Source organism: Micromonospora sp. NPDC005553 (genome assembly GCF_042871765.1).
Lineage (GTDB): Bacteria > Actinomycetota > Actinomycetes > Mycobacteriales > Micromonosporaceae > Micromonospora.
In genome coordinates this window covers 14,631-39,719 of sequence record NZ_JBIAJD010000008.1, presented here as the reverse complement: position 1 = coordinate 39,719, position 25,089 = coordinate 14,631, and the positions used below count along the sequence as shown (strand labels likewise).

24 protein-coding genes and 1 other RNA gene are annotated in these 25,089 nt (G+C 68.1%); 11 read left to right on the top strand and 14 right to left on the bottom strand.

What is annotated here, in order from left to right; all coding sequences use genetic code 11:
• Nucleotides 1–34 precede the first annotated feature (34 nt).
• Entirely contained in the window at nt 35–1,258 is a 1,224-nt protein-coding gene (locus tag ACFYPG_RS28715; protein WP_355494128.1) for an MFS transporter, read from the top strand.
• 4 nt (nt 1,259–1,262) lie between these two features.
• Here the strand turns inward: ACFYPG_RS28715 and ACFYPG_RS28710 are convergent, their stop codons facing one another.
• The gene (locus tag ACFYPG_RS28710) at nt 1,263–2,024 is read right to left on the bottom strand and encodes a sulfite exporter TauE/SafE family protein (RefSeq protein WP_387354450.1); all 762 of its coding nucleotides are present in this window, start codon (nt 2,022–2,024) and stop codon (nt 1,263–1,265) included.
• Between the two features lie 92 nt (nt 2,025–2,116).
• On the opposite strand from ACFYPG_RS28710, the gene ACFYPG_RS28705 reads away from it, so the two are divergent.
• The 3 genes from ACFYPG_RS28705 to rnpB all read left to right on the top strand — a co-directional run bounded on the left by ACFYPG_RS28705 (nt 2,117) and on the right by rnpB (nt 3,350).
• Nucleotides 2,117–2,401 (top strand): hypothetical protein, encoded by a 285-nt coding sequence (locus ACFYPG_RS28705; protein WP_387354449.1) that lies wholly within the window; start codon nt 2,117–2,119, stop codon nt 2,399–2,401.
• Nucleotides 2,398–2,784 (top strand): hypothetical protein, encoded by a 387-nt coding sequence (locus ACFYPG_RS28700; RefSeq protein WP_387354448.1) that lies wholly within the window; start codon nt 2,398–2,400, stop codon nt 2,782–2,784. Before ACFYPG_RS28705 ends, ACFYPG_RS28700 begins: the two co-directional genes overlap by 4 nt.
• Before the next feature lie 150 nt (nt 2,785–2,934).
• Nucleotides 2,935–3,350: RNase P RNA component class A (gene rnpB / locus ACFYPG_RS28695), an RNA gene on the top strand.
• Between the two features lie 785 nt (nt 3,351–4,135).
• Here the strand turns inward: rnpB and ACFYPG_RS28690 are convergent.
• From ACFYPG_RS28690 to ACFYPG_RS28675, 4 genes are all read right to left on the bottom strand, one after another.
• On the bottom strand, nt 4,136–4,375 hold the full coding sequence (locus tag ACFYPG_RS28690) for a hypothetical protein (RefSeq protein ID WP_387354447.1): 240 nt from the start codon (nt 4,373–4,375) through the stop codon (nt 4,136–4,138).
• Between the two features lie 63 nt (nt 4,376–4,438).
• A complete protein-coding gene (locus ACFYPG_RS28685) occupies nt 4,439–4,657 on the bottom strand; it encodes a DUF397 domain-containing protein (protein WP_387354446.1) in 219 nt (72 codons plus the stop codon).
• A 122-nt stretch (nt 4,658–4,779) separates the two neighbouring features.
• On the bottom strand, nt 4,780–4,971 hold the full coding sequence (locus ACFYPG_RS28680; RefSeq protein WP_387354445.1) for a DUF397 domain-containing protein: 192 nt from the start codon (nt 4,969–4,971) through the stop codon (nt 4,780–4,782).
• Nucleotides 4,958–5,764 carry a helix-turn-helix transcriptional regulator gene (locus ACFYPG_RS28675; RefSeq protein ID WP_387354444.1) on the bottom strand — a complete coding sequence of 269 codons (807 nt, stop codon included), beginning with the start codon at nt 5,762–5,764 and terminating at the stop codon, nt 4,958–4,960. Before ACFYPG_RS28675 ends, ACFYPG_RS28680 begins: the two co-directional genes overlap by 14 nt.
• A gap of 241 nt (nt 5,765–6,005) precedes the next feature.
• On the opposite strand from ACFYPG_RS28675, the gene ACFYPG_RS28670 reads away from it, so the two are divergent.
• Nucleotides 6,006–6,305 (top strand): hypothetical protein, encoded by a 300-nt coding sequence (locus ACFYPG_RS28670; RefSeq protein WP_387354443.1) that lies wholly within the window; start codon nt 6,006–6,008, stop codon nt 6,303–6,305.
• Nucleotides 6,302–6,556 (top strand): hypothetical protein, encoded by a 255-nt coding sequence (locus ACFYPG_RS28665; protein ID WP_387354442.1) that lies wholly within the window; start codon nt 6,302–6,304, stop codon nt 6,554–6,556. The genes ACFYPG_RS28670 and ACFYPG_RS28665 overlap by 4 nt, the downstream gene beginning before the upstream one ends.
• Before the next feature lie 61 nt (nt 6,557–6,617).
• Here ACFYPG_RS28665 and ACFYPG_RS28660 read toward each other — a convergent pair whose 3' ends face one another.
• The 6 genes from ACFYPG_RS28660 to ACFYPG_RS28635 form a co-directional block, all read right to left on the bottom strand.
• Nucleotides 6,618–9,413 carry a TIM-barrel domain-containing protein gene (locus ACFYPG_RS28660; RefSeq protein ID WP_387354441.1) on the bottom strand — a complete coding sequence of 932 codons (2,796 nt, stop codon included), beginning with the start codon at nt 9,411–9,413 and terminating at the stop codon, nt 6,618–6,620.
• A 1,011-nt stretch (nt 9,414–10,424) separates the two neighbouring features.
• Nucleotides 10,425–10,781, bottom strand: coding sequence for a hypothetical protein (locus tag ACFYPG_RS28655; protein ID WP_387354440.1), 357 nt, complete (start codon nt 10,779–10,781; stop codon nt 10,425–10,427).
• Between the two features lie 32 nt (nt 10,782–10,813).
• A complete protein-coding gene (locus tag ACFYPG_RS28650) occupies nt 10,814–15,319 on the bottom strand; it encodes a trypsin-like peptidase domain-containing protein (protein ID WP_387354439.1) in 4,506 nt (1,501 codons plus the stop codon).
• Nucleotides 15,320–15,372: 53 nt separating this feature from the next.
• Entirely contained in the window at nt 15,373–15,651 is a 279-nt protein-coding gene (locus tag ACFYPG_RS28645) for a CU044_2847 family protein (RefSeq protein ID WP_387354438.1), read from the bottom strand.
• Nucleotides 15,652–16,066: 415 nt separating this feature from the next.
• Nucleotides 16,067–16,537 (bottom strand): hypothetical protein, encoded by a 471-nt coding sequence (locus ACFYPG_RS28640; RefSeq protein ID WP_387354437.1) that lies wholly within the window; start codon nt 16,535–16,537, stop codon nt 16,067–16,069.
• A 180-nt stretch (nt 16,538–16,717) separates the two neighbouring features.
• A complete protein-coding gene (locus ACFYPG_RS28635) occupies nt 16,718–17,644 on the bottom strand; it encodes an expansin EXLX1 family cellulose-binding protein (RefSeq protein ID WP_387354436.1) in 927 nt (308 codons plus the stop codon).
• Between the two features lie 316 nt (nt 17,645–17,960).
• Here ACFYPG_RS28635 and ACFYPG_RS28630 point away from each other — a divergent pair, with 316 nt between their 5' ends.
• A complete protein-coding gene (locus ACFYPG_RS28630) occupies nt 17,961–18,488 on the top strand; it encodes a cupin domain-containing protein (RefSeq protein ID WP_387354435.1) in 528 nt (175 codons plus the stop codon).
• Between the two features lie 57 nt (nt 18,489–18,545).
• Here the strand turns inward: ACFYPG_RS28630 and ACFYPG_RS28625 are convergent, their stop codons facing one another.
• The gene (locus tag ACFYPG_RS28625; RefSeq protein ID WP_387354434.1) at nt 18,546–19,148 is read right to left on the bottom strand and encodes a TetR/AcrR family transcriptional regulator; all 603 of its coding nucleotides are present in this window, start codon (nt 19,146–19,148) and stop codon (nt 18,546–18,548) included.
• A 118-nt stretch (nt 19,149–19,266) separates the two neighbouring features.
• Between ACFYPG_RS28625 and ACFYPG_RS28620 the strand changes: the two genes are divergently transcribed.
• Complete coding sequence (locus tag ACFYPG_RS28620; protein WP_387354433.1) at nt 19,267–20,100, top strand: SDR family oxidoreductase; 834 nt, start codon at nt 19,267–19,269, stop codon at nt 20,098–20,100.
• A gap of 89 nt (nt 20,101–20,189) precedes the next feature.
• Here the strand turns inward: ACFYPG_RS28620 and ACFYPG_RS28615 are convergent, their stop codons facing one another.
• The gene (locus ACFYPG_RS28615) at nt 20,190–20,831 is read right to left on the bottom strand and encodes a TetR/AcrR family transcriptional regulator (protein WP_355008873.1); all 642 of its coding nucleotides are present in this window, start codon (nt 20,829–20,831) and stop codon (nt 20,190–20,192) included.
• Nucleotides 20,832–20,974: 143 nt separating this feature from the next.
• Here ACFYPG_RS28615 and ACFYPG_RS28610 point away from each other — a divergent pair, with 143 nt between their 5' ends.
• The 3 genes from ACFYPG_RS28610 to ACFYPG_RS28600 all read left to right on the top strand — a co-directional run bounded on the left by ACFYPG_RS28610 (nt 20,975) and on the right by ACFYPG_RS28600 (nt 24,153).
• On the top strand, nt 20,975–21,754 hold the full coding sequence (locus ACFYPG_RS28610) for an SDR family oxidoreductase (protein ID WP_355008874.1): 780 nt from the start codon (nt 20,975–20,977) through the stop codon (nt 21,752–21,754).
• Nucleotides 21,755–21,984: 230 nt separating this feature from the next.
• Nucleotides 21,985–23,211: an epoxide hydrolase family protein gene (locus tag ACFYPG_RS28605; protein WP_387354432.1), complete on the top strand. Its 1,227-nt coding sequence runs from the start codon at nt 21,985–21,987 to the stop codon at nt 23,209–23,211.
• On the top strand, nt 23,212–24,153 hold the full coding sequence (locus tag ACFYPG_RS28600; protein WP_387354431.1) for a redoxin domain-containing protein: 942 nt from the start codon (nt 23,212–23,214) through the stop codon (nt 24,151–24,153). It begins immediately after the preceding gene.
• On the opposite strand, the gene ACFYPG_RS28595 is transcribed toward ACFYPG_RS28600, so the two are convergent.
• The gene (locus ACFYPG_RS28595; RefSeq protein WP_357194504.1) at nt 24,140–25,024 is read right to left on the bottom strand and encodes a transglutaminase domain-containing protein; all 885 of its coding nucleotides are present in this window, start codon (nt 25,022–25,024) and stop codon (nt 24,140–24,142) included. The two genes, ACFYPG_RS28600 and ACFYPG_RS28595, sit on opposite strands and share 14 nt — an antisense overlap.
• Nucleotides 25,025–25,089: the final 65 nt, after the last annotated feature.

The following is a 25,089-nucleotide window of genomic DNA, read 5'->3' as shown; positions in this document are numbered from 1 at the left end:
ATACCTGTACGATACAGCTATCTGAGGAGTCGGAGTGGATCGGCGTTCCGAACCGAACCGCAGTGCCATCTACGCCACCACGCTGGTGGCCTTCCTCGCCATCGCCGGCATCGCCGTCGTCGACCCGATCCTGCCCGCCATCGGCGAGGCGATCGGCGTCACCGCCTGGCAGGTCGAGCTGCTGTTCACCGCGTACATCGCGGTCATGGCCCTTGGCATGATCCCGGCGACGCTGGCCAGCGGCCGGTTCGGCTTCAAGCCGGTGCTCATCACCGGCGTCTCCGTGGTCGGCCTCGCCGCGATCCTCGCCTCGTTCAGCGACAACATCGTCCAGCTCTCCGTGCTGCGCGGCGTCTGGGGGCTGGGCAACGCGATGTTCTTCGCCACCGCCATGGTGGTGCTGGTCAACCTGGCCGTCGACAGGGAATGGGTGGTGGGCCTGTTCGAGACGGCGCTGGGCCTCGGCTTCGCCGTCGGACCGCTGATCGGCGGCCTGCTCGGCGAGGTCAGCTGGCGGCTGCCGTTCTTCGTCTGCGGCGTCTTCATGGTCCTCGCCCTCGGCGTGGCCTCCCGCAAACTCCGCGAGCCCACCAACCGGCAGGCCCCGGTACGCGTCGGCCAGATCTTCGCCACCTACCGCCGCCCGGCGTTCATCGCCCTCTGCGTGGTCACCGCCGCGTACAACTTCGTGTTCTTCGTGGTGCTCGGCTACACGCCGCTCTTCCTCGGCCTGGACGTCATCCCGCTGGGGCTCGCCTTCACCGGCTGGGGTCTCGGCCTGGCCGCCGGCATCATGGTGATCGGTCACCGGCTGGCCCACCGCATCGGCGCGGTACAGACCGTCGGCGTGGCCATCGCCGGGCTGCTGGTCTGCATGGTCCTCTTCGCCACCTCCACCAGCACCGCCGAGGCGCTCGTGGTGCTGGTGCTCGCCGGACTCTGCATGGGCCTGGCCAACGCCAACCTCACCGACCTGGCGCTCGGCCTCGGCTCCAGCGACCGGCGCGTCGCCACCGGCGCGTTCAACCTGGTCCGCTGGGGCGCCGCCGCGCCGGCACCGATCATCTCCGGCAAGCTCGCCGAGCAGTCCCTGGCGCTGCCGTTCTGGGTCGGCTTCGGGGTGCTCGCCGTCGGCGTGCTCGTCTACCTGGCCTTCGCGCACCTGATGGCCGCCGGCTACGGCGAGCGGGTGCTCTGGTCCCGCTGGAACCGCGCCGCCGCCGACACCGAACACGAGCCCGTCGGCGAGACCTACTGACGGGTCAGTGCAGGGCGCGCCAGAGCAGGTAGAGGCCGATCGTCGTACCGAACACCACGATCACCGTCTTGAGCACCACCGGCGGTAGCCGGCGGACGAGCCGCGCGCCCGCGTACCCCCCAATGAGGGTGGCGGGCGCGACCACCGCGACCGCCGCCCAGTTCAACGGGCCGAACAGGGCGAACACCACGAGCGTCGTCAACCCCACCACCGCGGAGAGCAGATTCTTGATGGCGCTCACCCGGGCCAGGGTCGCGTCCAGCACCAGGGCCAGCCCGGCCACCAGCATCACCCCGAGCGCCGCACCGAAGTAACCGCCGTACACCGCGCCGAGCGCGACCATTGTCTGCACCGCGACCGTCCGTCGGCGTGGCGACAGGTCCCGGGGGTGACCGACCAGCCGGCGCAGCGGGTCCTGGAAGGCCAGGACCGCTGTCGCGCCAAGAACCAGGAAGGGTACGACCACCTCGAACGCGCGGGCCGGAGTGGCCAACAGCAGCAACGCCCCGACAATCGTGCCCACGATGGTGGTAGGAACGAGCGTGGCCAGCGCCCGGGGACGCGGCAGATCCTGCCGGCTGCCCGCCACGCTGGCCAGGTAGCCGGGGAAGACCGCGACGGAGTTGCTGACGTTCGCCGGCACCGGGGGCAACCCGATCGCGATCATCGCCGGAAAGGTGATCAACGATCCGCCACCGGCCACCGCGTTGACAGTGCCAGCGGCGAGACCGGCGGCGAGCAGCAGCGCGGCGTGGGAGAGATCCATAGCCCCACGAGGCTAGTACGCGCGCCGAACCCGTCGTGAGCTGGCCGGCGAGGCGGAACAGGGCGGCGGTATACCGGTCGCATACTCCGGTCGTGGATACCACGATCAAAGTCGACACCAAGGTACGCGACCGCTTGGCGCTCCTGGCGAACGAACGTGGAACGACAATGCGGGACCTCGTCGCCCAACTCACCCGGGCGGCACTCACCGCCGACGAACTGCGCGACCGCGCGGCGCGCGCAGAGCAGTACGTCCGACTCAAGATCGCTTCCGACCTCTGCGCCGACGACCTCACCCGGGGCGAGGACGTCTGGGCGGCCGTCGAGGCTGGCAATGTCCCGGGATCTCTAGCCGAAGATGACCGGCGGGCGGTGTGACCGAGGCCGCGGTCATCCCCGACCACACGGCGCTGGTCGCGCTCGGTGCCGGCAACCCGGCGCTCTCCGGGCTCGTGGTCACCGCACACAGGGACGCGGGGCGGCACGTCCACGTGCCGGCACTCTGCCTTGCCGCGGCCACCTCCGCCCGCCCGGCCCTGGGAGAGCACATCGGTGCCCTACCAGCGCTGGAGGTCGTCGAGCTGGGCTACGCGACCGCTCTGCTGGTGGGGCGTCTGCTACGTCAAGGTGTGGACTGGCAGCTAGCCCATGCCGCCGCGCTGGGACGTCCCGACGCCGAGTGGCCCACCGGGCGTCCGGTCCTCACCGAGTTGCCGAAGGCGTACGCCGGAACCGGAGTCGTGACAATCAGCGTGAACTGACTGCTCGCTACCCAATGTCCGTCTCCACGCGTGCTGCCGTGCGGGCCGGGCTTGTCGAAGGCCCGACTGCGGCGCAGGTCCGCGCGGGCACCCGCCTGCGGGGCGGCAATAGGCGTGCCGGCGGCGTCGTTAGGATGAGAGCGCGACGGACGAGTCGACCGGGCGGCCGCGTCGGCGGGCTTCGGCCCGCCGCCGAGGAACGTCCGGACTCCACAGGGCAGGGTGGTTGTTAACGGCAACCCGGGGCGACCCGCGGGACAGTGCCACAGAAAACAGACCGCCGACCCCAACGGGGACGGTAAGGGTGAAACGGTGGGGTAAGAGCCCACCAGCACCCCGGGTGACCGGGGTGGCTTGGTAAACCCCACCCGGAGCAAGGCCAAGCAAGGGCCGTAACCGCAAGGTGACGACCCGGCGCAGACGCTTGAGGGCTGCCCGCCCGATGTCTGCGGGTAGGCCGCTGGAGCCTGCCGGCAACGGCAGGCCGAGATGGATGGCCGCCGCCGGCGCAAACCCCTCGGGGTACGCGCCGCGCACAGAATCCGGCGTACAGGTCGACTCGTCCGTCGCCCTACATCTGGGAGCCTCGACTGCGGCTTTGAATGGCCGATTGTTGGGTGCCGTTGGTTGGCCTCGTCATCGTTGGTTGGCGTCTGACCGCCTGGGACGGACTGGCCACTGCCTGGGCGCTGGGTCAGTTCGCCTGGCCTCGGTCTGCCGCGCTCTGCTGCCTGAAGGCCTCTTCCGGACGAGGGCTTGGTGGTCTGAGTCGGTACTGCCACGCTTCTGGCTTGCCGCTGCCTGGGCTCCACTGTTGGCCGATATCGGTGCCTGCATTGCCACGCGGTCTTTCGAGGCGAGCAGTCATCAACTAGCCTCCATGACGGAGGCGATGTCCATGTCGTTGTATGGCCGAGATGATGACACGTGGGAACGGCTGACCACAGCCGGGCTCGACTTCATCGTTCAACGTGCACGGCTTGAAAATGTTACGACCTATACGGAGCTAAACGCCACGTTGGTGCACCGAACAGGGATCCCAGGTTTCGACTTCGACCGTGAGGACGAGCGAGCTGCTATGGGACACCTACTGGGCTTAATCGTGGAGCGAAATTATCCCGCTACGAATTTGATGATCTCTGCTCTAGTGCGGTACCTCGATGCCAACGACGCAGGTCCTGGGTTCTACGCACTTGCGATCAGGATGCAGTTACTTGGAAGGAACCCATCGAAGTCGGCGAAGATGGACTTCTGGGTGGGTCAGGTCAAGGCGGCGTATCGGTACTACTCGCGATCTCCGAACCCGCTAGCGTCCTGAATGCTGCCGCCAATTACAAATGCTTGCACTCGGTCATTTCCGCAACACGTCTGCTGCGGCGTCGACGCCGGTTCGCCTAGGAGGATATGCGGAGATGAGCACATCGAAGAGCGAAGCCGGGAAGAGGAAGCCCTCACCGCTGCGGGGGCTCCTAGTTGGCATCGTCATCCTTCTGCTGATTCCCGGTACCCGGGGCGTGGTAATCGACCTCGCAATAAACGTCGGCTGGGTGATCTTGGCGATCTCCTTCTTCGCCCTAATCGTGATCGCCATGTTTAAACCGCGGTAGCAACAGCACAATCAGCCCAACCCGAAGCGCGCCCGCCTTGGACAGATTCAATTGCTCCTATATTCCTGGGTCGTTAACGGCCGCTTGGCGAGCTGCGAGACGAACGCAGCCCAAGCGGCCTGGGCGAAGGTCAGTGATGGTCCGGCGATGTCTTTCGAGTCGCGGACGGCCACTGCGCTGGGCAGGTTGCTTGCCACCTCGACGCAGTTCCCGCCGCTCGCGCCGCTGCGGCTGGACTTGCGCCATCTGGCGTTACTGAGGTCCATGAGGGCTCTCACACTTCCTTCAGCAGGTCGATGGATTGCCGGCGCAGCAGCGCGGTGATCTGGGACGTGGTCGGTTGCGGCACTTTGACCCGGCGCAAAGCCCTTCGCGCGCTTGACCTTGCTTAGGGCCGCGCGCCGACCTGAGCGACGAACGCCCGCCAAGCCGCCGGTCCGAAGGTCAGTGCCGGGCCCGCAGTGTCCTTGCTGTCCCGTACACCAACTACACCGGGCAGGTTGTCGGCGACCTCGACGCAGTTGCCCCCGGACGATCCGCTGCGCCGGGACTTGCGCCAGATGGCGTTAGTGAGGTCCATGATGGCTGTGCACTTCCTTCATCAGCTCGTTGGACTGTCGGCGCGGGAGTGCTTCGTTCCTCACGTTCTCCCACCTCGTCTGAAGAGTATGTAGCCCATCTTCGGTGTCAACTACGATCCCGCCCAGCTGATTTTCGAGGTGCCCGATCCAGGCCCCGTCGCCGGCCCGCGCCAACGCGAAAGGCCCGGACAGCCCGATGTGCAGGCCAGCGCCCGCCGGAACCACGTGGACGTGAACGTGGGGCAGCTCGGCGACGGTGATGAGGTGAGCGACCTGCTCGGCCATGATGCCGGCGTGCTCGTCCCCCGCGCGGCGAAGCGTGGACTCATCCAGCACTGCCACCACCTGCGGTGGGCTGTCACCGGTGAGGATCTTGTGTCGGCTCATGCGAGCGCCTACCTGCTGGTCGACCTCAGTGGCGGACATGAGGTCGTTCAACCGCATCACGACGCGGGCGTAGTTTTCGGTCTGGAGTAGGCCCGGGATCAGTAGTGGCTCGAAGAGGCGAAGCTGTCGAGCGCCGCGTTCGGCGTCCAGCCACGGCAGAAACCAAGACGGTGCGCCGAGTTTCACCACCAGGCGTCCGAACAACCCATCGTTGTTGAACGCGCGGTCGGCTCCCCGGATGAAGTCCATCGTCAGCGCTCGGGTGCCGCTCTCCACAGCGCTGACATGAGAGGCGCTGAAGCCCGCTGCCCGGCCGAACGACTCTTGTGTCATCCCGGACGCTCCACGAGCGCGGCGGATCTCGCTCACGATGAATTCTGCGAGGGGACTCGGTACGTCAGCCACGCAACGCTCCTCAAATCGGAGATCGACTACCCGGCATGCCACACGTCTGGGACCTGTTCTGCCAGCTCTGGCCCGGACGCCGGAAGCACCTTCCGAGCGTAGTGGTCTCCGCAGCAGAGTGTCACCAGGCGGCGCGGCTGGCAGGCCCACGAGATCCGGTGGTCGCGTTCGCAGCGGGGCCGCTCCCGGCGGGCGAGCACTCACGGGAGCGGCCCCTTCCCAACGGCACCAAGGGGAGACCGTGCCCGACGACAAACCCGAGAAGATCGGGAAGATGAGGGCCGGCGACGTCATCCACCTGACCGCCGCCGCGAGCGTGCAGTTCCTGCGACCGATTTTCGTACGCGTCATTCGCGAGTTGCCCGAGCGGCACACGTACCACGGTTGGGTCTGGGTTGAGGGTTACCAGCTGAACGCGGCGGGCGACGCGGTCGCCCACCGCGAGTTGTACGTGATGCGTGCCGGCGTGCGGCTGCAACCCCTGCCCATCACACCGACCAGGCCGGCCAGACGCCGCCGACGTCCGGTGCGGGTCGGATGACCCCGCACCTGCCGATGCGCCCGGCGTGGCTGTGTCGCAACTGCGCCGCGCCCTGGCCGTGTGGCCCGGCTCAGCTCGCCCTCGTGACCGAGTTCTACGGTCATTCGATCGCGCTGGCGTTCTACCTGGCCGCGTCGATGCAGGAGGCGACCGACGACATGTACGGCCTGGGGCTGCGCCCGGACCTGCCCGCGCTGCACGCCAGGTTCCTCGGCTGGTTGTCGCGGGCCCGCCGGTCCCACGGACGTTGAACGAAAGGACGCCGGCCGGGTGGGTTGCCCCCACCCGGCCGGCGTTCGGATCCCTGGAACGTCAGTGCTTCTTGAACACCGGCATGGTGTCCAGCGTGGTGGTGATGTTCTGCGTGGTACCGCCCCGGTACGTCTTCCCGGTGAAGATGTCCGTCCAGTTGTCGCCCGGCGGGAACCACACCGACGTGGTGGCGGTGGTGCCGGGCGTCGTCACGGGTGCCACCAGGTAGTCCGGGCCGTAGAGGTACTGGGAGCCGGCGGTGGCGTACGCGGCCTGCTCGTTCGGGTACGCGAGGTACATCGAGCGGACGATGGGCGTACCCGTGCGGGTGGCATCCTTGGCGGCGGCGTAGGTGTACGGCTGCAGTTCCTTGCGCAGGTTGAGGAACTTCTTGGCCGACTTGTTGGCCTCCGGGCCGTACTGCCAGGGCAGCCGGTCGCTGTGGTTGGAGTGCAGCCGGTCGATGGGCTGGAACGTGCCGAACTGGACCCACCGGGTGTAGAGGTCGTCGGGCAGCTTGGTGCTGCCCGGTTCGCTGCCCGGCTCCTGGAGGCCGCCGGTGTGCCCGCCGATGTCGTGGCTGACCGCGGCGAGCCCGGTCGCGGCCGACTCGCCCGGCGTGTAGCCGACCTCCATCTGGAGGGTCGACCAGTCGGAGGTGGTGTCGCCGGTGAAGTGCAGGGTGGTGCGCTTGTCGGCCCACGGGCCGGTCGACACCGGGGTGGGGCTGCTGTAGCCGCCGGCCTGCAACGAGCCGTACGCCCGGGAGAAGGCGAAGCCGGTCTTGTCGGCGTACTGCTGGTTGATCCACGCGTCACCGGTCACGCCGGCGAGCGACGACGTCGTGTTGTCGCAGCACCAGTCCAGCCACCACAGGTCCGGGCCCTTGCTGCCCTTCGGGATCATCCCGTCGTGCAGCTGCATGTATGCAGTGAGCTGGTCCGGGTCGCCGAAGTCGAACGTGTAGCAGTCGGGGCCGCCGTTGCAGCCGACGCGCTGGAGCTTGCCCTTCGCGGTGGCCTGCGCCTGCGCGAACTTCGGGTCCGAGCCGAGGATGCTGGGATGGATGTTGATGCCGGTGTGCAGGCCCTGCTTCCTGGCCCAGTCGAAGAACGCCTTCGGGTCGGGGATCCGGGTGGGGTCGATGCTCCAGCCGTTCCACTTGTCCGGCGCCTTGACGTCCGTGTCGAGAACAAGAACATCAAGGGGTACGCCTTCGGCCTTCGCCCGGGCCACCAGCTCCTGGAACTCGGTGGCGGTGCGGTCGTAGTACTCGGAGTACCACACCCCGTACGCCCACTTCGGCAGCAGCTTCGTGGGCCCGGTCAGGGTCGACAGGTCCTTCAGGCCACGGGTGAAGTCCTGCCCGTACGCGAAGACGTAGCCGTCCTGCTCGGGCGCGGGCCGGGGCTTGGTGGTGCTCAGGGCCGAGGCTGAGTCGTCGAGCAGATACCAGCCGTCCTGGTACAGCAGGCCCGGGGCGGTGAGCGCGGAGCCGGTCACGCCGTCCAGGCCCCGGCGGTAGCCGCCGAGCGGTGCGTGCGGGGCGAGCAGTGGGAAGCCCTTGCCCGTGACGGCGACCGTGTCGACGTTGACGTTGCAGCTGGCGTCCGTGGGGCAGCCCAGCGTCACGGTGTTGGTGCCCCGGTCGAGGTGGACCGGCACGGAAACGGTGTTCCAGTAGTCCCACCCGCTGGTCGGCGGAAGGGTCGCCGTGACCGGAGCGGCCGTTCCCGCGGTGACCGACATGGTGCGTGTCTGGCTCGGCTGGGCACCGGCCTGACCGTTGGCGTAGCGGATCTGCACCTGGTAGTCACCGGCGGACGGAACATCCGTGACGGTGAGCGCGTCGGCGGAGGTGGTGCTCTCCAGGCCGGCCAGGAATCCCGTACCGGATGCGCCGTTGTGGTCGTTCGCGGGCCTCGCGCCGCCGGTCAGCGCGCCGGTCTCGGCCTCTCCCAGCGTGCCGAACCGCAGGGGTTGCGGCTGGGGCGGGGTCGGTGCCGGGAACGGATCACCCGGGTTGACCACCGCGAGGCTGTCGACGTTCACGTTGCCGGAGTCGTTGGGACCCCGCACGACGCTGATCTCGTGCCGGCCTGCGGTGAGGTCGACCGGCACGGTGGCCAGGCCCCAGGTGTCCCAGTTGGCGGTGGGCGGCAGCGTCAGCGTGTGGCCGGCGTCGCCGTCGACCCGAACAGTCAGGGTGCGGTCCACGTTCTGGCCGTCGCCGCCGGTGCTGTTGGCATAGCGGACGGTGAGCTGCTTCGTGCCGGCCGCCGGGGCGTCGAGCGCGAAGGTGACCGAGTCGCCGGCCGCGGCGAAGCCGGCCGCGAAACCACGCCCGGTGTGCCCCTTGTGGTCGGTGGCCACGCCGGGGCCGTTGAGCTGTAGCGACTCGGCCTCGCAGAGCGCGCCGAACGCGCAGGCCGGGGCGGTGTGGCCGGCCCACGGCTGGCCCTGCACGGTCTGCTTGCCGGCCCTGAGCTGCACGGTGAGGTTGTCGGCGGTGAACGCGCCCGAGCCAACCCGGTACCGCACCGTCATCGCGCCGGTGTCGATGGTGAGCCAACCGTGGTCGACGCGCTTCGTGAACCGCGTCCGGGGGAAATCATCGCGCCCGACGGCGTTGAAGGTGGCGGCGTCGGTGAACCTGCCGTCCTTCTGGTACTCGGTGCGGATCAGCGTCGGGGACAGCACCTCGAAACGTGCGTCACCCGAGCGTACGGCGTCGTCCTGGGCCCGGTGGCGGCTCGCCTGCGCCGGCGCGGACGGGGCGAGCGCCAGTCCGGTGATGAGGATGCCGGCTGCGGCGGCTGCTGTCGCGCGGCGACGGTGTGAGTTCCGATAGAGCAAGATGCGCTCCTCGTCTCAAATGGAGGAAATGAGTCGATGACAACGCTGTCACTCGCTCGAAACGCATGTCAACGGGCCTCGGAGGGTGTCCCTTCTCTCTTTCGTCACCTGCCGTACTCATCCGGCAGGCGTCCGCTGCGCACGGTGACGACAGCGGGTCGTGGGGAGGGCCCCTGCCGCTGCCAGGTCATCCAGACTGGCGACGGAGTGGGATGCGGGTCATGGCGGTTGTCTGCTGCCGCAATCGAGCATGCGGCTGGCGCTGGTCCTGAGTAGAGAAGTTCATTGTCAATGTTGATCGTTGCCACTTCCTGGCATCAGCCTCAGACTGGAGGCAGGTGGGCAAGCCGAACGAGTGTGGGAGGCTCAATGGCTCTTTGGGACTCCCTTTTGTCGGCTGGAGTTGGTGGCCTGATCGGAACCACGGGAACTCTGCTCGCTTGGCGTACTCAAGCCAAGGAGGCTCGGCGCATACGTGACGAGCAGTGTGACCGGGAGGATCGGTTTAGGCTCCACAAGGAGAGGATTGAGGCATATTCTGCGTTCTATGTCGCCGCTGGTCACGCTCGTCGGGCGCTGAGAATTCATCCGACAGATGAGACGGCGGCGGATGCGCGGGACGAGGTCTGGCATGCGTTTACGCGAGTCCTCCTTATTGGAGACCGACCCGTTCTGGATGTAGCGAGCGATATTCTCATGTATGTAACCGCAGTTGCCTATGAAGGGAGAGAATTCGATGCAGAGGAGTATGGCGAACTGATTTGGCGACTGCAAGCCACGGCGAGAGCGGACATTACCAGCGCTGATCTCTTGCCCGTCCCTAAGACGTCAACAAGCTCCAGCCCTATCGGCACCGAACCCAAGGACTGAGGAACTTGCCATCGTCGCGGGGGTGAGCAGCCCATGCGGCACAGGTGCAACGACCCTTCCGTTACACCGGCCAATGCTAGACGCCGGCCCGTCCGCTACCACAGCTCTCATCCGTGGCATCGACGCCGCGTTGTGCATCCTTCAGACTTCGGGCTGTTCGGCGTCCCAGCCCAGCTTCTCGAGTGCCCGCAGGACCGCGCCGACGCGGGGAGTCCAGAAGAGCAGGACCTGGTCGCGCTCCTCGACCTCGAAGGCGACGGCGGTCGCCGGCAGCGGGAACCGCCGGTGAAACGGATGGTGCGCCACCGCGGCGACGTAGAAGTGCTCCAGGGTGTCCGACCCGGTACGCGACGTGAAGGTCACCGTGCTGTGGTCGGCGTGCAACCGCACCGTCGGCCAGACCATTCGTTGGACAGCCCTGAGCGTGTCGCCCCGGGTGAAGTCGAGGCGGTCAACGTAGGTGAGTCCGCCGCGCGTATCGAAGGTCTCCGAGATCATCGCTGGATGGTACGGCGCGTCGTGAGGCCATGTCATTGCCCGCAGAGCTCCCGGTAGGGGTAGGCGGATGGCAGTCGTTGCCGCCATTCCTGCTCGCGGAGGCCACCCCCGACGAGTCGACAGGCGTAGTCGGGTGCCTCGACGACCATTTCGGCGAGCTCACGGACGGACCATGCGGCCGCCCGGCGATTGCCGTCCGTAGCGGTGAGCAGCAGCCCGGTGTGATCGAACGCTACCGACGCCACACCGTCCAGCGGCCCGTGCAGTGTTCCCAACAGGCGAGGCTCCATGGTGTCTGAGGAGTCCCACAGGCTGATTGCGCCGCCGCTGTCGGCGGTGGCGAGCAGGGGGGTGGCGGCGCTGTACGCGGCGGCTCGGATGTCGCGGTTGGCGCTGTCAAGCGGTACGACGATCGGTGCTATCTCGGCGGGCGGCAGTGACGTGGGTTCGGAGCGAGCTGTTGCGGTCGGCGTTGCGGCGGAAGAAGCCTGCGACGGGCTCGGCGCGCCGGTCGCAGTCGGCGGACTGGGCGAAGGTGCAGCGGGTATGTCCCGACTGCGGTAGATCCACAGAGGGCCGTTGCTGCTGCCGGCCAGAAGGGCGCTGTCGTCCGGACTGAAGCGAAGCGCCCGGACGGTTCCCCCCGGCCCGGCCAGGCGGGCACGCAGTCTCGGCTTGCGTACGTCGGTGATGTCGTACACATAGATCCCGAAATTTCCTGTGCCGACGGCGAGCATCTGCCGATCATGGCTGAGGGACACCTGCTCCAAGACCCACGACGGCAGCGTGGTCTGGCCGGAATTGAAGACGACGCCGAGGAATGGGTTGACCCCTCCGAGCTGCTGAGGCCGCCGAGGATCAGTGAGGTCGATCAGCGATGCCCCGCCGGTTCTCGTGCCGACGGCGAGTAGCGTGCCGTCGGCGGTGAGGTCGAGCGCGGTGACCTCGTCCTGGTCCTTCAACTCCGCCAGCGGCCGGTTGCCCGGATCGGTGCTCCACACGCTCAGCCCGGTGTTGCCGATGACCGCGAGCCGTCTCTGCGGCGCTTCGGTCGCCACTGTCGGTGGCCCTCCTTTGGAGTAGTACTTCGGCAAGCTGTGTCGAGTGGGGTTGGCCGGCATCCAGGCCAGGCGAGCGCCTTCTGGAAGCAGGACCGTCGTCAACCGGGTAGCGACGCCCTCCGTCCGGTAGCGGGCGATCGCGCCGTCGGGCTGCCGGACGTACAGCGTGCGTCCGTCGGCACTGAACGACGGCACAGCCGCAGTGTCCAGGCCGGCGTTCGCCAGCGTGTTCACGCGCCTGGGCTGCGCCAATTCCGCTACCTCCCAGACGCTGATTGTCTGGTCGGCGCCGGTCATCGCCAGGAAGCGGCTGTCGTCGCTGAACGACAGTGCCTGCACATCGGGGTTGTACTTCCCGAACAGACCCAGCACGCTTGTCGGCTTGTGCAGGGCCTCCTTGCTGGTGGCAGCGACGAGCATGGCAGAGGTGTTTCCGCCGATGGCCACGCTCCTGCCATCCGGTGCCAGCCGCATTGCCTTGACGACGGGTTCGCCTGCACTGTCGGTGCTGGACCTCTCGGCCGCCGACAGTGGCGGCAGGAGGCGTGTCCCGCTCGGCCTGATCCGGCCGGCGGCAGACACCGACCACGTGGTGGCAGCCCCGGATATGACGGATGGGACCTGCCCGCCGTCGCGCCGGCTGGCTCTGTTACCGGTGGTCACGGTGACCAGGGTCCGACCATCGGGGCGAACGGCCATGTCGGTCACGGCGGGCGTGTCGGTGGTGCTGCTGACGCTCATGGAACCGCCGTCCATTCCCGCGTGGGTTCGAACCCTGACTGCGGGGTCGGCACGGCTGCCGGACAGGCGTTCAGGCGCCGCTTCACGCTCGATCGTCCACGCCGACACCGCGCCGTGCTCATCGCCGAGGAAGAGCCGGTTCCCGTCTGGAGCGGCGGCGATCGCGGTGATCCCGTCGTCGGTTGCCCGGGTACTGACCAGGCTGGGCTGTGCCCGGTCGGCCAGGTTCCACAGCCGCAGGGTTCCGGTCGTCGACACCAGCGCGAGCAGCTTGCGGGGTGGGACAAATGTCGCGACGGCGAAGTCCTTCAGGTCAACCCCGAGATCGAACCGGCGTCCAACGTCCTCCTCGTCCCGCAGGGCCACGGTGCCATCGGTCTCGAGCACGAGTAACCAGTTCTGGCCCCCTGCACCCACCATCGCCTGTCGTTCGGCACCGGGCACCTGGCCGCGGTAGCTCGACGCGGCGAGTGACGAGACGAGTTCGCGGCGGGCCAGGTCGAGCTTCTCCCGCTGCCCAGCGTTGTAGGCCCAATATGCGGTCAGCCCCCACCGCACGGCCTCGCCGGGCTGGTCCAACCGGCGTGCGTCGGCTCCCTCGAGCAGCAGGTCACCGGCGGCCCTGACCAGCTCGGTGCGTTGTTGTTCAGCCTTCTGTTCCGTGATGATTCCGGTCGCGGCGATTCCGAGCGTGACGACAGCGACCGCGGCTGTGGCCGCACGGCGTCGGCGGCGCCGACGGTGGCGGCGGCTCTGGTCGACCAGGTCCGCCAGACCGGGCCGCAGGTCGCCGTGATCGCGCCACCGCTCAGCCTCGGTCAGGCGCCGACCCGTCAGCAGGAGATCGCGGCCTCGCCAGCGCCGGAACGTCGACCCGGGCTGGGCGTGCGTGTGGGCGAGCCAGTCGGCGAGCGCGGGCTCCATGCTGTCCTGCCACTCCAGGAATCGCTGATGATCGGTCAGCCATCCCCGAAGCTGCTGCCAGTTGGTGATGAGGGAGTCGTGGACCAGATCCACTACTGCGTCGCCGGCCGCGTTACGGCCGGTGACGACGATCCTCCTGTGGGTCAGGAGGTCGAGAATTCGGGCCGCGTCGATCGGAGGCGAAGCAGCTCGTTCACGCCGCCACGGCCGCCAGGTACGCACCCGACGCGAGTCCCCGGCGCCGATCTCCTGCAGCTCGGTCCTCGGCCGCGGCCGACGCACCATGGGCGCGCCGGTCAAGCGGTCAGGGGAGCGCACCAGCGCAGTCAGCATCCGGGCGGCAGCCGTGACCGTGTCGCCCTGCATCTCAGCGATCTCTGCCATCGTGTCGTCGCACCAGCGGGCCAGACACCCGGTTACGCCACCGAGTGCCTCGTAGCCGTCGTGGGTGAGCAGGCCGTGCCGACTCCGGTCGTGCCGCTCGTGCCACAACATGGTCAACGTGAACTCAAGCAGGGGCAGGACCGTCAGTGCGGCGACCCCGCTGACACCGACGGCTGGGCAGGCCGCGATGGCATCGCCGACGATCCGCTCGACGATGCCTGGCTCGACAAGCTCGGCGACGCCGTTACGGCCACCGACGATGGCAGTCAGCTCGGACCGGGTCAGCGCGGCCGCGACATCGACCTTGGCCCGCGTCAACACCGGCGCCGCCGCGGTCAACTGCGCATAGAAGTCGTCCCGGACGACGAGCAGGATCGTCACTGTCGGCGCCTGATCGGCGAGGTCGGACAGTTCGGCGAGGAACCGCGCGGCATCACCGTCGACCGGCTGTGCCAAGAGTTCCTCGAACTGGTCGAGCACGATCACCATCCGGTCGTGCCAGGGATGCGCCGCGAGCCAGGCCCGCGTGGCGGCGGCGAGGCCCTGCCCAGCCGGATCGTCCAGCCCAGCCTCGGCGAGTCGGGCATACGGATCGTCGGAGGTCCGGACGACGACTCGACCCCAGCTTGAACTGCCGGGTAAACCGTTTTCGGCCAGAGCGTGGCAGACGCCGGCGAGCGCCAGCGAGGATTTACCGCTGCCGGACGGCCCGAGCAGCGCAAGGAGTTGGCGACTGTGTCCGAGCGCTGTCAGGACATCGGACACCGCATTGTCGCGGCCGACGAACCAGGCCGCGCGATCCTCGGTGAACGCCTCGAGACCGTTGAACGGAGAGTGCGTCTCCGGGACCGGCAGGCCAGGCCACAGCTCCACCAGGGTCTGTACGGGCGTGACGTACGCCGTGGTCCTTCCACGGCCCAGCGGATCGCTCCCCGGTACGCTGTCGACCATCCCGATGACTCGACCGGTGACGCCATCGACCACGGGACCGCCGCTGAACCCGCTGGTGACCTCATGGCAGCCGGTGAGTTGGAGCAGTCGCTGACCCGCGTTTCCTGTGACGTCGCCGCCGACCGTGCCAAAGCCGTGGTGACCGCGGTCGAGCGCCTGCGTCGGGAAGCCGAAGAGAACTACGCTCCGGCCGTCGGCCGGCCGTCCGTGATCGAGCAGCAACGGCAGCATGCTGGTGGGCGCCCCGGCGACGGTGACGAACGCGACGTCCTCGTCCTCTGGCCCGCGCCACGACGCCGGGTCCACGACACCTGCCAACACTGATGTACCCGGATCAGCGGCATGTGGATAAGCGCGCAGGAGGATGTCCTGGCCCGGGCCACCACCGGCCTGCGCCACCACGTGGGCGCAGGTCACAATCAAGCCGGGCCGCGCCACCCACCCGGCCCCGACGACGGCGCCGGCAGCGTCGATCACCTGGACCACCCCGGGACGTACGTCGAAGGCGGGTCGGCCCGGCGGCGTTGTCGTCATCGGGCGGCGGGGGGTCTGGCTGTGTCCCACTGCACTGTCACTGTCAGATTCGCCTCGCTGGCGATCTTGCTGAGAACTATCCCGGATTCGGCGGTGAACTTGACACCGAACGCCACGCTGATCTCCCCGGGGTTGGACTCCCGCAGCTTGTCGGTGACGCCGGTGGCCATTCTGATAATTGGATCGAGCGCATCCTGAAAGGTCTGCGTCGCACGGGAGACAATCTTTTCCCGCCCCACCTTGACCGGCCCACCGTCGGGTTGATCGATCTCCACCAAGATCGATGTACCATCGTCAAGAGGTACCTCGAGTAACAAAGGAAACCCCCCCCTCGATTGACGCCACACTCCACCTTGCACGGCGGATGGTTTCACGGCGCGCGCTGATATGGAGAGGTTGAGTCGGTACCCCGACAGCGGCATTCATTACTGCGTCAGTCGCCAGTGGATGCCGAGGTGAAGCCTCTTCATCATTGTGCGGCTCGGTCGGCTTCAGCAATGCCTGCAGCAATCCTCCGGCCGTAGCCCGCTGTTGGGATTTACCGATCGAACTGATCGAACGCTGACAGTTGCGATATCCGTTCATCGACAACTGCGGTTCGCGCGTTTGTCGTCAAGCGCGGCAGATACCGTGCGGGAACGTCCGGTCGGAGACCCGGCGGGTACGGGGACTGAGGCGGGGCGGTCGCAGCTACCAGATGTGTGCGCGTTCGTCGATGAACCGGGTCGGTTCGCCGAGGAAGGTGTCAGCCGGAACAGCGCCATGGGCCAGGTTGAGCGTGTCCAAGCGGTACAGCCACGCACCACCACTCATCCCGACGAACCGGTAGTTGATCTGCCAGCGCAGCCATTCGCCCTCGGCGAGGCGCACCGCAGGCGGCCGGCGGTGACGGCGCGGCATGCCCCAGGCCGACGCCAGCAGGTCAACGCGGAGTCGGCCGTCGGCCAGCCGGAGACGCACCTCGCTCCGGTACGTCGGGCGGCTCAGGCCCTCGCGAGGCTCGAAGCCATCGGCCTCCGCCACGGTGATCTCCTGGGTGAGCGGCGCCGCCCGCGCCGGCAGGGGGAACGACACCGGTACGGCGTTACGCCGGGTCGCCTCGACTCCGCCGCGCGAACGTCTGGTCCACGACGTACGAACCCACTGCACCACGGCATCCACACGGCGATGCTCGGTCGCTACCGGTCCTGACGCAACCCAGATTCGCCCTGCCACTCGGCTTTCATGAGATCGGGGTGTCCGACGGCTGGGGAAGGGCCGACTTCCTGAAAGCCGAGTGGATCAACGGTCGCCCGGGCTCGACCGACGGCAAGGCGGTGGGCTCCCTGACCGTGCAGACGCTCAGCAGCGGGGGCGGTCGAGGGGCGCGGCACCGGCGAGGGCTTCGACTGTCGTCGTGGGTGCGACCGATTCCGTTGAAGTCGGTGAGGGCGCAGCGCTGGGGCTCGGCGGGGCCGACGGTGAGTCGCTGGGTGTGGGGGAGGCGCTGGCGAGGGTGGCCGTGCTGCGTTGCACCTGTTTGGTGACCAGGCGGATGCCGGTGGCAGTCGCCTGGCGTCCGTACACGTCGGTGACTTTGATGCTGTACGGCCCGGGGCCGATCCCGCCCTCGATGGCCCAGTGGTTGTCGCTCTGCCGGGCGGCCTTGCGGAAGCCGCCGCCCGGCCCTTTCGCCTCGACCGAGCGCAGTGGGTTGCCGTGGTTGCCGACCTGCACCGCGAACCAGTGTTTCGAGGCACCGCCCTTGATCCGGAAGGTGAGCCCTCCGTCGAGCGGTGGGTTCACCACCGCCCGGTACGTCACGGGCACGATGCCCTGAGAACGGTCCGCGATCCTGCTGAACGCCTCGGTGGACAGGTCGATCTTGCTGGGTCCGCAGCCGCCGCACTGGTCCATCACCATCACCCGGACCTTGCCCTTCGGGCCGCTCACCTCCAGGTAACTGCCGCAGGCCGCCGATCCGGAGTACTGGGATGCGCCGAGGGCCACGTAGAGGCGGTCCGCCGGCGGGCCGGGGAAGGAGCAGTTGCCGCCCGAGCGGCCCGCGTCGTAGAAGCTGGCCTTTCCTTTGTGGACGGCGTTGCCCGTCGGTGGCGCGGCGCAGGCCGGGGTGGCGCCTCCGCGCACGGCGAGGGTGATGCCCAGAACGGCGGCCAGGGCGGTGATGCCAGCACCGGCCAGCCAGTGCCGGACCCGCCGACTGAACCGAGGCCTGCCGGTCTCGCCGGCCGGGGTGTCGTTGTCCGGGGCCGTGCCTGGTGCCGTCACGGCGCCTGATGTTGCCGCAGCACGTCGCGGCAGCGCAACAACGCCCAAGCGGACCGTCCCGCTCAGTTCGGTTGCGGCACCTCGCCGTAACGGAGTCCCTAGGATGCGAGTCATGAGTGCAGCGCGCCCCTGGACCAACGGTGAGGCGTGCTCCTTGAAGCGCCGGCGTCGTGAACTGGGAGAAGGTCCTGACGGCAGCCTTGCCTACGTCGCAGCGCGACGTGACGGCTCCCACGGCCGCCAACCCCTGGCCTGACGCGCACTCCTCGTGCGCGAGCCCTCAATTCGAAGAACTACACCAAGGGGGACAAGCAGCATGACTGCCTTCGACAGCGCCATTCCTGGCATCCCGGACGACGACCCGACCCGAACACTGACGGTGGCCAGCCCCGACGACCCCGCGACCACCTACATCTCCCTCGCCGGGGGCAACTACGCCATCCTGATCACGGGCAAGCAGACCAACGGGCAGTACTGCCTCATCGACATGCGCGTGCCCGACGGCGGCGGCCCGCCGCCACACCGGCACGACTTCGAGGAGATGTTCACCATCCTCGAGGGCGAGATCGAGTTCACGTTCCGCGACGAGAAGCGCAGCGTGCGGGCCGGGTCAACCGTGAACATCCCGGCCAACGCCCCGCACAACTTCCGCAACGTCTCCGGCGCTCCCGCCCGCATGCTGTGCATGTGCACCCCAGCGGCTCAGGACGAATACTTCCTGCGCGTCGGCGACAAGGTCGCGAGCAAGGACGCGCCGCCGCCACGGCTCACCGACGATGAGAAAGCGGAACGCCGGCAGCGCGCAGCCGAGCTGGCTCCCGTATACCGCGCCGAAATGCTCTGACAGTTCGGCCGGCCGGCAGCGCGTGTGCTCCCCGACGTGTACGCGTCTCAGGGCTAGTCACTCGGCCGATCGGCGGGGGCGCAGTCCGTTGAGGGCGGTGGTGACGACGAGGTCGGCGTACTCGGCGGTGAGCGGCCCGCTGCGTTGCTGCCAGCGACTGAACAGCGGACCCCAGATGAGGTCCACCGCCACGTCGAGGTCGACGTCGTCGGCGAGTTGCCCGGCCTGCTGGGCGTTGCGTAGGCGTTGCCGTTTGGCCTCCTTCAGCGGCCCGTCCAACCGTTCGGCGTACGCCGCGGCCAGCTCGGGGTCGAGCGCGATCTCGGTGGCCAGCGCGCGCATCGGTTGCTCGTACCGGGGATCGTTCATCTCCTCGACCGTGGCGCGCAGCACCACTGTCAGGTCCGCCGCCAGGTCGCCGGTGTCCGGCAGCGTCGGCGGCCCACCCTCGGTGGCCTCGCTGAGCATGAGGAAGGCGTCGAAGATGACAGCGCCCTTCGACGGCCACCAGCGGTAGATGGTCTGTTTGCCGACGCCGGCCCGCGCGGCGATGCCCTCGATGCTGAGCTTCGCGTACCCCGTCTCCTGGAGCAGGTCGAAGGCCGCGGTGAGGATGGCACGCCGGGAGGTCTCCCGCCGCCGGGCCGTGTTGGGCGTCATGGGCCGAACGATATCAGTTCGCGAGACGAACCGTCTCGTCTTGACGGCGGTGTTGTCGCGCGCCTAGCCTCGGTCCATCGCGAGACGGACCGTCTCGTCTTGAAATGAGGAGAAGCGCATGCGTACCTGGTTCATCGCCGGCGCCAGCCGCGGCCTGGGCCGCGCCTTCGCCGCCGCCGCACTCGACCGGGGTGACCGGGTGGTCGCCGCCGCCCGGACCATCGCCCAGGCCGACTTCGACGAGAAGTACGCCGACCAGCTGCTGGCCCTGACCCTCGACGTGACCGACCGGGCGGCGGTCATCGCCGCCGTGGACACCGCCGTCGAGCACTTCGGCCGGCTCGACATCGTCGTCAACAACGCCGGCACCCTGTCCATGGGCATGATCGAGGAGTTCACCGAGGCCGAGGCACGCGCCCAGTTCGAGGTCAACTTCTTCGGCGCGCTCTGGGTCGGTCAGGCCGTGCTGCCGCACCTGCGCGCCCAACGGTCCGGCCACATCGTGCAGGTCTCCAGCATCGCGGCGCTCGGCGGCTTCCCGAGCACCGGCCTCTACAGCGCGAGCAAGTTCGCTTTGGAAGGCATGAGCGAGGCGCTGGCGGTGGAGGCGGCGACCTTCGACATCACCGTCAGCATCGTGCAGCCGGGCGGCTACTGGACCGACCTCTACACCAGTCTGAGCGCCACCACCCCGATGGACGCCTACGCGCCACTGCGCGCCGAACTGGAGCGCCAGTGGGCGGAAGGCTCGATCGACAGCGAACCCCGCCTGGCCGCCGAGGCGTTGCTGCGACTTGTCGACAGCGACGACCCGCCGCTGCGGCTCCTGCTCGGCAGCATGGTGTACGACCTGGCGTTCGACATCTCCCGTCGGCGGATGGACACCTGGGCGGGTTGGGAGCAGGTCAGCCGAGCCGCCGAACACGCGGTCGCTGCCCCTGGACGCCCGTGACCGGCCCGCAAATGTCCTTGTTGCCGACGGCCTCGATTGCGTTAGGCATCAGCTTTGTGGCTGCGGGGACTGTGTCGCGGTCAGCGGGATCAGTTGGTGGACGCCTCTGGTCCAGTCGTGGCGTACCGGGCGGCGATGGTGCGGACGGCCTCGTCGACTACCTGAGCGACGCGTTCAGCGCTCACCTCCCAGCCCGGCACCAGGAGTGTCGGCCAGAAGACGTAGTTGGAGATCATGCCCAGGAACTGGGTGGCTGCGAGGTCCACGTCCTCGACCCGCACCGTTCCCGCCTCGTGTTCTGTGAGGAGGTAGCTGCGTACGGACTCGAAGTAGGGCAACTTCCCGTGCGAGAACTGCGCCTGGGCCAGCTCGGGGAACCGCGGCAGCTCGGCGATGACGATTCGGAACAGGTCGGTCATCTGGGGCTGGCTCAACAGCTTGGCGTAGCGGCGACCGATGGTGCTGAGCCCGTCGACGACGTTGCCTGCTGGCGGCGGGTCCTCTTCGTCAGCTGTTGCCCAGGACTCGGTGACGATGGCGTCGAACAGGGCCGCTTTGCTCGGGAACTGCTTGAACAGCGTGGCCCGCGAAACGCCCGAGCGCTCCGCGATCTGCGCCAGCGACGTCCGGTCGTAGCCCAACTCGAGGAACAGCGCGGTCGCGGCCGTCACGATCAGCGCGCGCTTCTCCTGGGCGACGCGCTGGTGATACGTCGTCACGACCCTGCTCATGAACCGAGCATACGAGGTGAGTGGCTTGACTCGCCATTGCCGCCGACCTAGTGTCAGGGCAGTGGTGAGTCGCCTGACTCACCACTGGCCGCCGCCATCGCTGGTGATCCCGGTCATTCACCCAGGTACCGAAGGAACATCTGATGCCTCGCTTCGACAACCAGACCGTGCTCGTGACCGGTGGGACCGGCGGCCAGGGCTCCAGCCACGTGCGCGCTTTTCACGCGGAGGGAGCGAACGTGGTGATCGGCGGCATCGACGCGGAACGTGGCGCCGCTCTCGTCGACGAGCTCGGGACCCGCGCTCGCTTCGCCCGCCTTGACGTCACCGACGAGAGCTCGTGGTCCGCCGCTGTGCTGGCCGCCGAGAGCGCCTTCGGCGCCCTGAACGTGCTCGTCAACAACGCGGGCGTCCAAAATCCGCCGGCAACGATCGAAAACACGGAGCAGGCCACGTGGTCGCGCATCCTCGACATCAACCTCACCGGGACCTTCCTCGGCATCAAGGCCGCCGCCCCCGCGCTACGCCGCGCAGCAGGGGGAGCCATCGTCAACATCGCCTCGACGATGGGCCTGGGCGGTACGGCTCACTACGCGCCGTACGTCGCCAGCAAGTGGGCTGTGCGAGGTCTCACCCAAACGGCAGCGCTCGAGCTCGGCCGCGACCGCATCCGGGTGAACACCATCCACCCCGGCGTGATATCGACCGCCTTCATCCACGAACCGGCAGCTGGCGCAGTCGCGGCAATCGCCGACTTCTACTCACCCGAGCCGTTCGCCATCCCCCGGCTCGGGGAGCCGACCGACGTCAGCCGTCTTCTCCTGTTCCTCACGTCATCGGACGCGTCGTTCATCACGGGGTCGGAGTATGTCATCGACGGTGGGCTCCTCCTCGGTCCCGCCCTCCAGGCCGAGACCGCATGAGCACTCCAGACACGACCGACTCAGCACGGGACGTGTCTCTATCCCACCTGCCCGACCAAATCCGACGACTGAGCAAGTGTCAACTTCGCCGACCATCGCGGTCGGCCAACACTAGGCTCCGAGATATGGCGGCGGCGTGCCCAATCTCAATTGGCACATAAGTCCGGGCAGAGCCTTCACCCCATGATTTCTCCTCGCGAGGCGCAAACCTAGACGGAGAGGAAACACGCATGGCTGTCAAAACCAAGACCCGTCCGGGCACCACGGAGATTCGACCGTTCTCGGTCGACATTCCTCAGGCCGACCTTGATGACCTGAAGAGGCGCATCAAGGCCACCCGCTGGCCGGACAAGGAAACGGTGGACGACCAGTCGCAGGGCGTGCCACTCGCGACCATTCAGGCCGTCGCCCGCTATTGGGAGAAAGAGTACGACTGGCGCACTGTCGAGGCACGGCTGAACGCCGTACCGCAGTTCATGACCACCATCGACGGGGTGGACATCCACTTCATCCACGTGCGCTCGAAGCACGAGGACGCGATGCCGCTCATCGTCACCCACGGGTGGCCGGGTTCGGTGATCGAGCAGTTGAAGATCATTGAGCCGCTCACCGACCCCACCAAGCACGGCGCGAGCGCGTCGGACGCCTTCCACCTGGTGATTCCGTCGCTGCCCGGCCACGGCTTCTCCGGCAAGCCGACCGAGTCGGGATGGAACCCGCAGAAGATCGCGACCGCCTGGACGGAGCTGATGAAGCGGCTCGGCTACAACCGGTTCGTCGCGCAGGGCGGCGACTGGGGTGCGGTCATCGTCGACCAGATGGGCCTCCAGGCGCCTCCGGAACTGCTCGGCATCCACACCAACATGCCCGGTGCGATCCCCACCGAGATCGACCTGTTGTTCCAGGGCGACACCACCGGTGCGAACAACGCCATGGGCTCACTGCCGTCAGGGCTCTCCGACGACGAGATGCGCGCCGCCGAGGAAGCCAACTTCGTCTGGAAACACGTCGCCTACGCCCTCATGATGGCGACACGTCCGCAGACGCTGACCGGGCTGGCCGATTCTCCGGTCGGCCTGGCGTCCTTCCTGCTCGACCACGACGCGAAGAGTCTGGTCCTGATCTCGCAGGTGTTCGACGGGGCCACAGCGGGCCTCACCCGCGACGACATCCTGGACAACATCTCGCTCTACTGGCTGACGAACACCGCGATCTCCGCGTCCCGTCTGTACGCGGAGAACAAACTCTCGTTCTTCGCCGCCAAGGGCGTGAAGGTTCCGGTCGCCGTGAGCGTCTTCCCCGACGAACTGTACGAGGCGCCACAGAGTTGGGCCGAGCAGGCGTACTCCAACCTCATCTACTACAACAAGCTCGACGTGGGCGGGCACTTCGCAGCCTGGGAACAGCCGAAGATCTTCTCCGAAGAGCTTCGTACCGCCTTCCGATCGCTGCGCTAGATGGCCGTGCACCTGCCCCCGCTCAACGGGGCGGCCGAGTGGCTCAACTCCGAGCCACTCGGCCCCGCCGACCTGGGCGGACGCGTCGTCCTGGTCAACTTCTGGACGCTGACCTGCATCAACTGGCTGCGCCAGGAGCCGTACGTGCGTGCCTGGTCGCAGGCATACCGCGATGACGGGCTGGTGGTCATCGGGGTGCACACCCCGGAGTTCGGCTTCGAGCACGAGGTCGACTGGGTGCGGCGGGCGGTGGCGGCCCGATCGATCGACTACCCGGTGGCGGTCGACAACGACTACACCATCTGGAGCGCCTTCGACAACCATTACTGGCCGGCGCTCTACTTCGTCGACACCGACGGCGTCATCCGCGACGAGCACTTCGGCGAGGGACGCTACGAGCAGTCCGAGCGGGTGCTCCAGCAACTGCTCGGTATCGAGCGCGAACCCGTACCCGTCAACGGACTCGGCCCGGAGGCGGAGGCCGACTGGAACAACCTGCGGACGCCCGAGACGTACCTCGGTTTCAGTCGCGGCGAACACTTCGCGTCGCCGACCGGCCCGGCGCTCGACGAACGTCGCGCCTACCAGGTGCCGGAGAGCCTCGGCCTCAACCAGTGGGCGCTGGCAGGAGAGTGGACGATCGGGGCGGAGAACGTCGTGCTGGACCAGGCCGGCGGCGGCATCGCCTTCCGGTTCCACGCCCGCGACGCGCATCTCGTGCTGGCCCCCGGGGCGGGAGGGCCGATGCCGTTCCGCGTGCTGCTCGACGGCGACGCTCCCGGCCCGTCACACGGCGTCGACGTCGACGAGGACGGCAACGGCTTACTTCAGGACGGCCGGCTCTACCAGCTCGTCCGCCAGAACGGCGCGGTCGGGGAGCGGACCCTGGAGATCACGTTCGGCGAGCCCGGCGTGGAGGCGTACGCCTTCACCTTCGGCTGACGCGCAGATCGACAGTGCTGACGGTGCCGGAGACCGGCGAGATGCTGTGCACCTGCGGGCCGGGGCGGAGTCGGGCGTCGCTGGCGTACCGGTCGGCGAGGGCCTTCTCCGCGGTCTCGTCGCCGTCGTCGGCGGCGAGCAACAACGCGGCGATCTCGTCCACGAGCGTGAGGTCGGCGGTGGCGATGTCCTCGGTCATCGCGCCGAAGCCGTCCCAGAGCAGCAGCTCGTCCTTCTGCCGGTGGGCCAGCTCGATCAGGACGTAGTCGTGGATGAACCAGTCGCCTCGGATCGGCAGCTCCGGGCTGACGCCGTAGCGCTCGGGGTCGATCGTCCCGGCCCGGTACGCCGACCACACCCGCGCCGCCGAGTCGAAGAGCCCTGCCTTCGGGTCGATGTCGTAGCCGTCGAACCCCCAGTCGCCGGCTGGGTCGAGCTCCGGGTCGGCCCAGACCCACCGGTCGCCGTTCCAGTACTCCACCAGCACGTGGTCGTGGTGCCAGTCGGGCGCGAAGTACGAGGCGAAACCGACGCGGCTGCGGCTGGGAATGCCGTGCTGACGCAGCACCGCGACCGAGAGCAGCGTGTGGTCCCGACAGCAGCCTGCCACGCGGTCGACGGCCGGACGCTCCGCCGCGAGGGGCACCGGAAAGCGGGACTGGTCAGTGTCGAGGATGCGGTCCACCCAGCGGCAGTTCACCTCGTCGAGCCGGTCGTCGGGCAACTCGACGCCGCCGGCCCGGTAGTGAACGATCACGTTGCGGGCGGTCGCGGCCACGGTGGGGAAATCGGTCGCCACGGCGTCGAGGAGCCCGCCGTGCCGACCCGGGTCGCTGTACGCGGAGTGTTTCCGGTAGTCATCGAGGTCCATGCGGCCAGTCTCCGGCCCGCCACCGTGTCAGGGTCAAGGCGCTTTTCCCGACTAGTGTCGACTGC

Coding starts and splice junctions, on each gene's coding strand:
- ACFYPG_RS28620 (WP_387354433.1), top strand. CDS start 19,267: ATGCGTACCTGGTTCATCGCCGGCGCCAGCCGCGGCCTGGGCCGCGCC.
- ACFYPG_RS28595 (WP_357194504.1), bottom strand. CDS start 25,024: ATGGACCTCGATGACTACCGGAAACACTCCGCGTACAGCGACCCGGGT.
- ACFYPG_RS28625 (WP_387354434.1), bottom strand. CDS start 19,148: ATGACGCCCAACACGGCCCGGCGGCGGGAGACCTCCCGGCGTGCCATC.
- ACFYPG_RS28680 (WP_387354445.1), bottom strand. CDS start 4,971: ATGGACCTCACTAACGCCATCTGGCGCAAGTCCCGGCGCAGCGGATCG.
- ACFYPG_RS28690 (WP_387354447.1), bottom strand. CDS start 4,375: ATGGCGATCACGATTAGGGCGAAGAAGGAGATCGCCAAGATCACCCAG.
- ACFYPG_RS28655 (WP_387354440.1), bottom strand. CDS start 10,781: ATGATCTCGGAGACCTTCGATACGCGCGGCGGACTCACCTACGTTGAC.
- ACFYPG_RS28600 (WP_387354431.1), top strand. CDS start 23,212: ATGGCCGTGCACCTGCCCCCGCTCAACGGGGCGGCCGAGTGGCTCAAC.
- ACFYPG_RS28685 (WP_387354446.1), bottom strand. CDS start 4,657: ATGGACCTCAGTAACGCCAGATGGCGCAAGTCCAGCCGCAGCGGCGCG.
- ACFYPG_RS28710 (WP_387354450.1), bottom strand. CDS start 2,024: ATGGATCTCTCCCACGCCGCGCTGCTGCTCGCCGCCGGTCTCGCCGCT.
- ACFYPG_RS28610 (WP_355008874.1), top strand. CDS start 20,975: ATGCCTCGCTTCGACAACCAGACCGTGCTCGTGACCGGTGGGACCGGC.
- ACFYPG_RS28605 (WP_387354432.1), top strand. CDS start 21,985: ATGGCTGTCAAAACCAAGACCCGTCCGGGCACCACGGAGATTCGACCG.
- ACFYPG_RS28615 (WP_355008873.1), bottom strand. CDS start 20,831: ATGAGCAGGGTCGTGACGACGTATCACCAGCGCGTCGCCCAGGAGAAG.
- ACFYPG_RS28665 (WP_387354442.1), top strand. CDS start 6,302: ATGACCCCGCACCTGCCGATGCGCCCGGCGTGGCTGTGTCGCAACTGC.
- ACFYPG_RS28630 (WP_387354435.1), top strand. CDS start 17,961: ATGACTGCCTTCGACAGCGCCATTCCTGGCATCCCGGACGACGACCCG.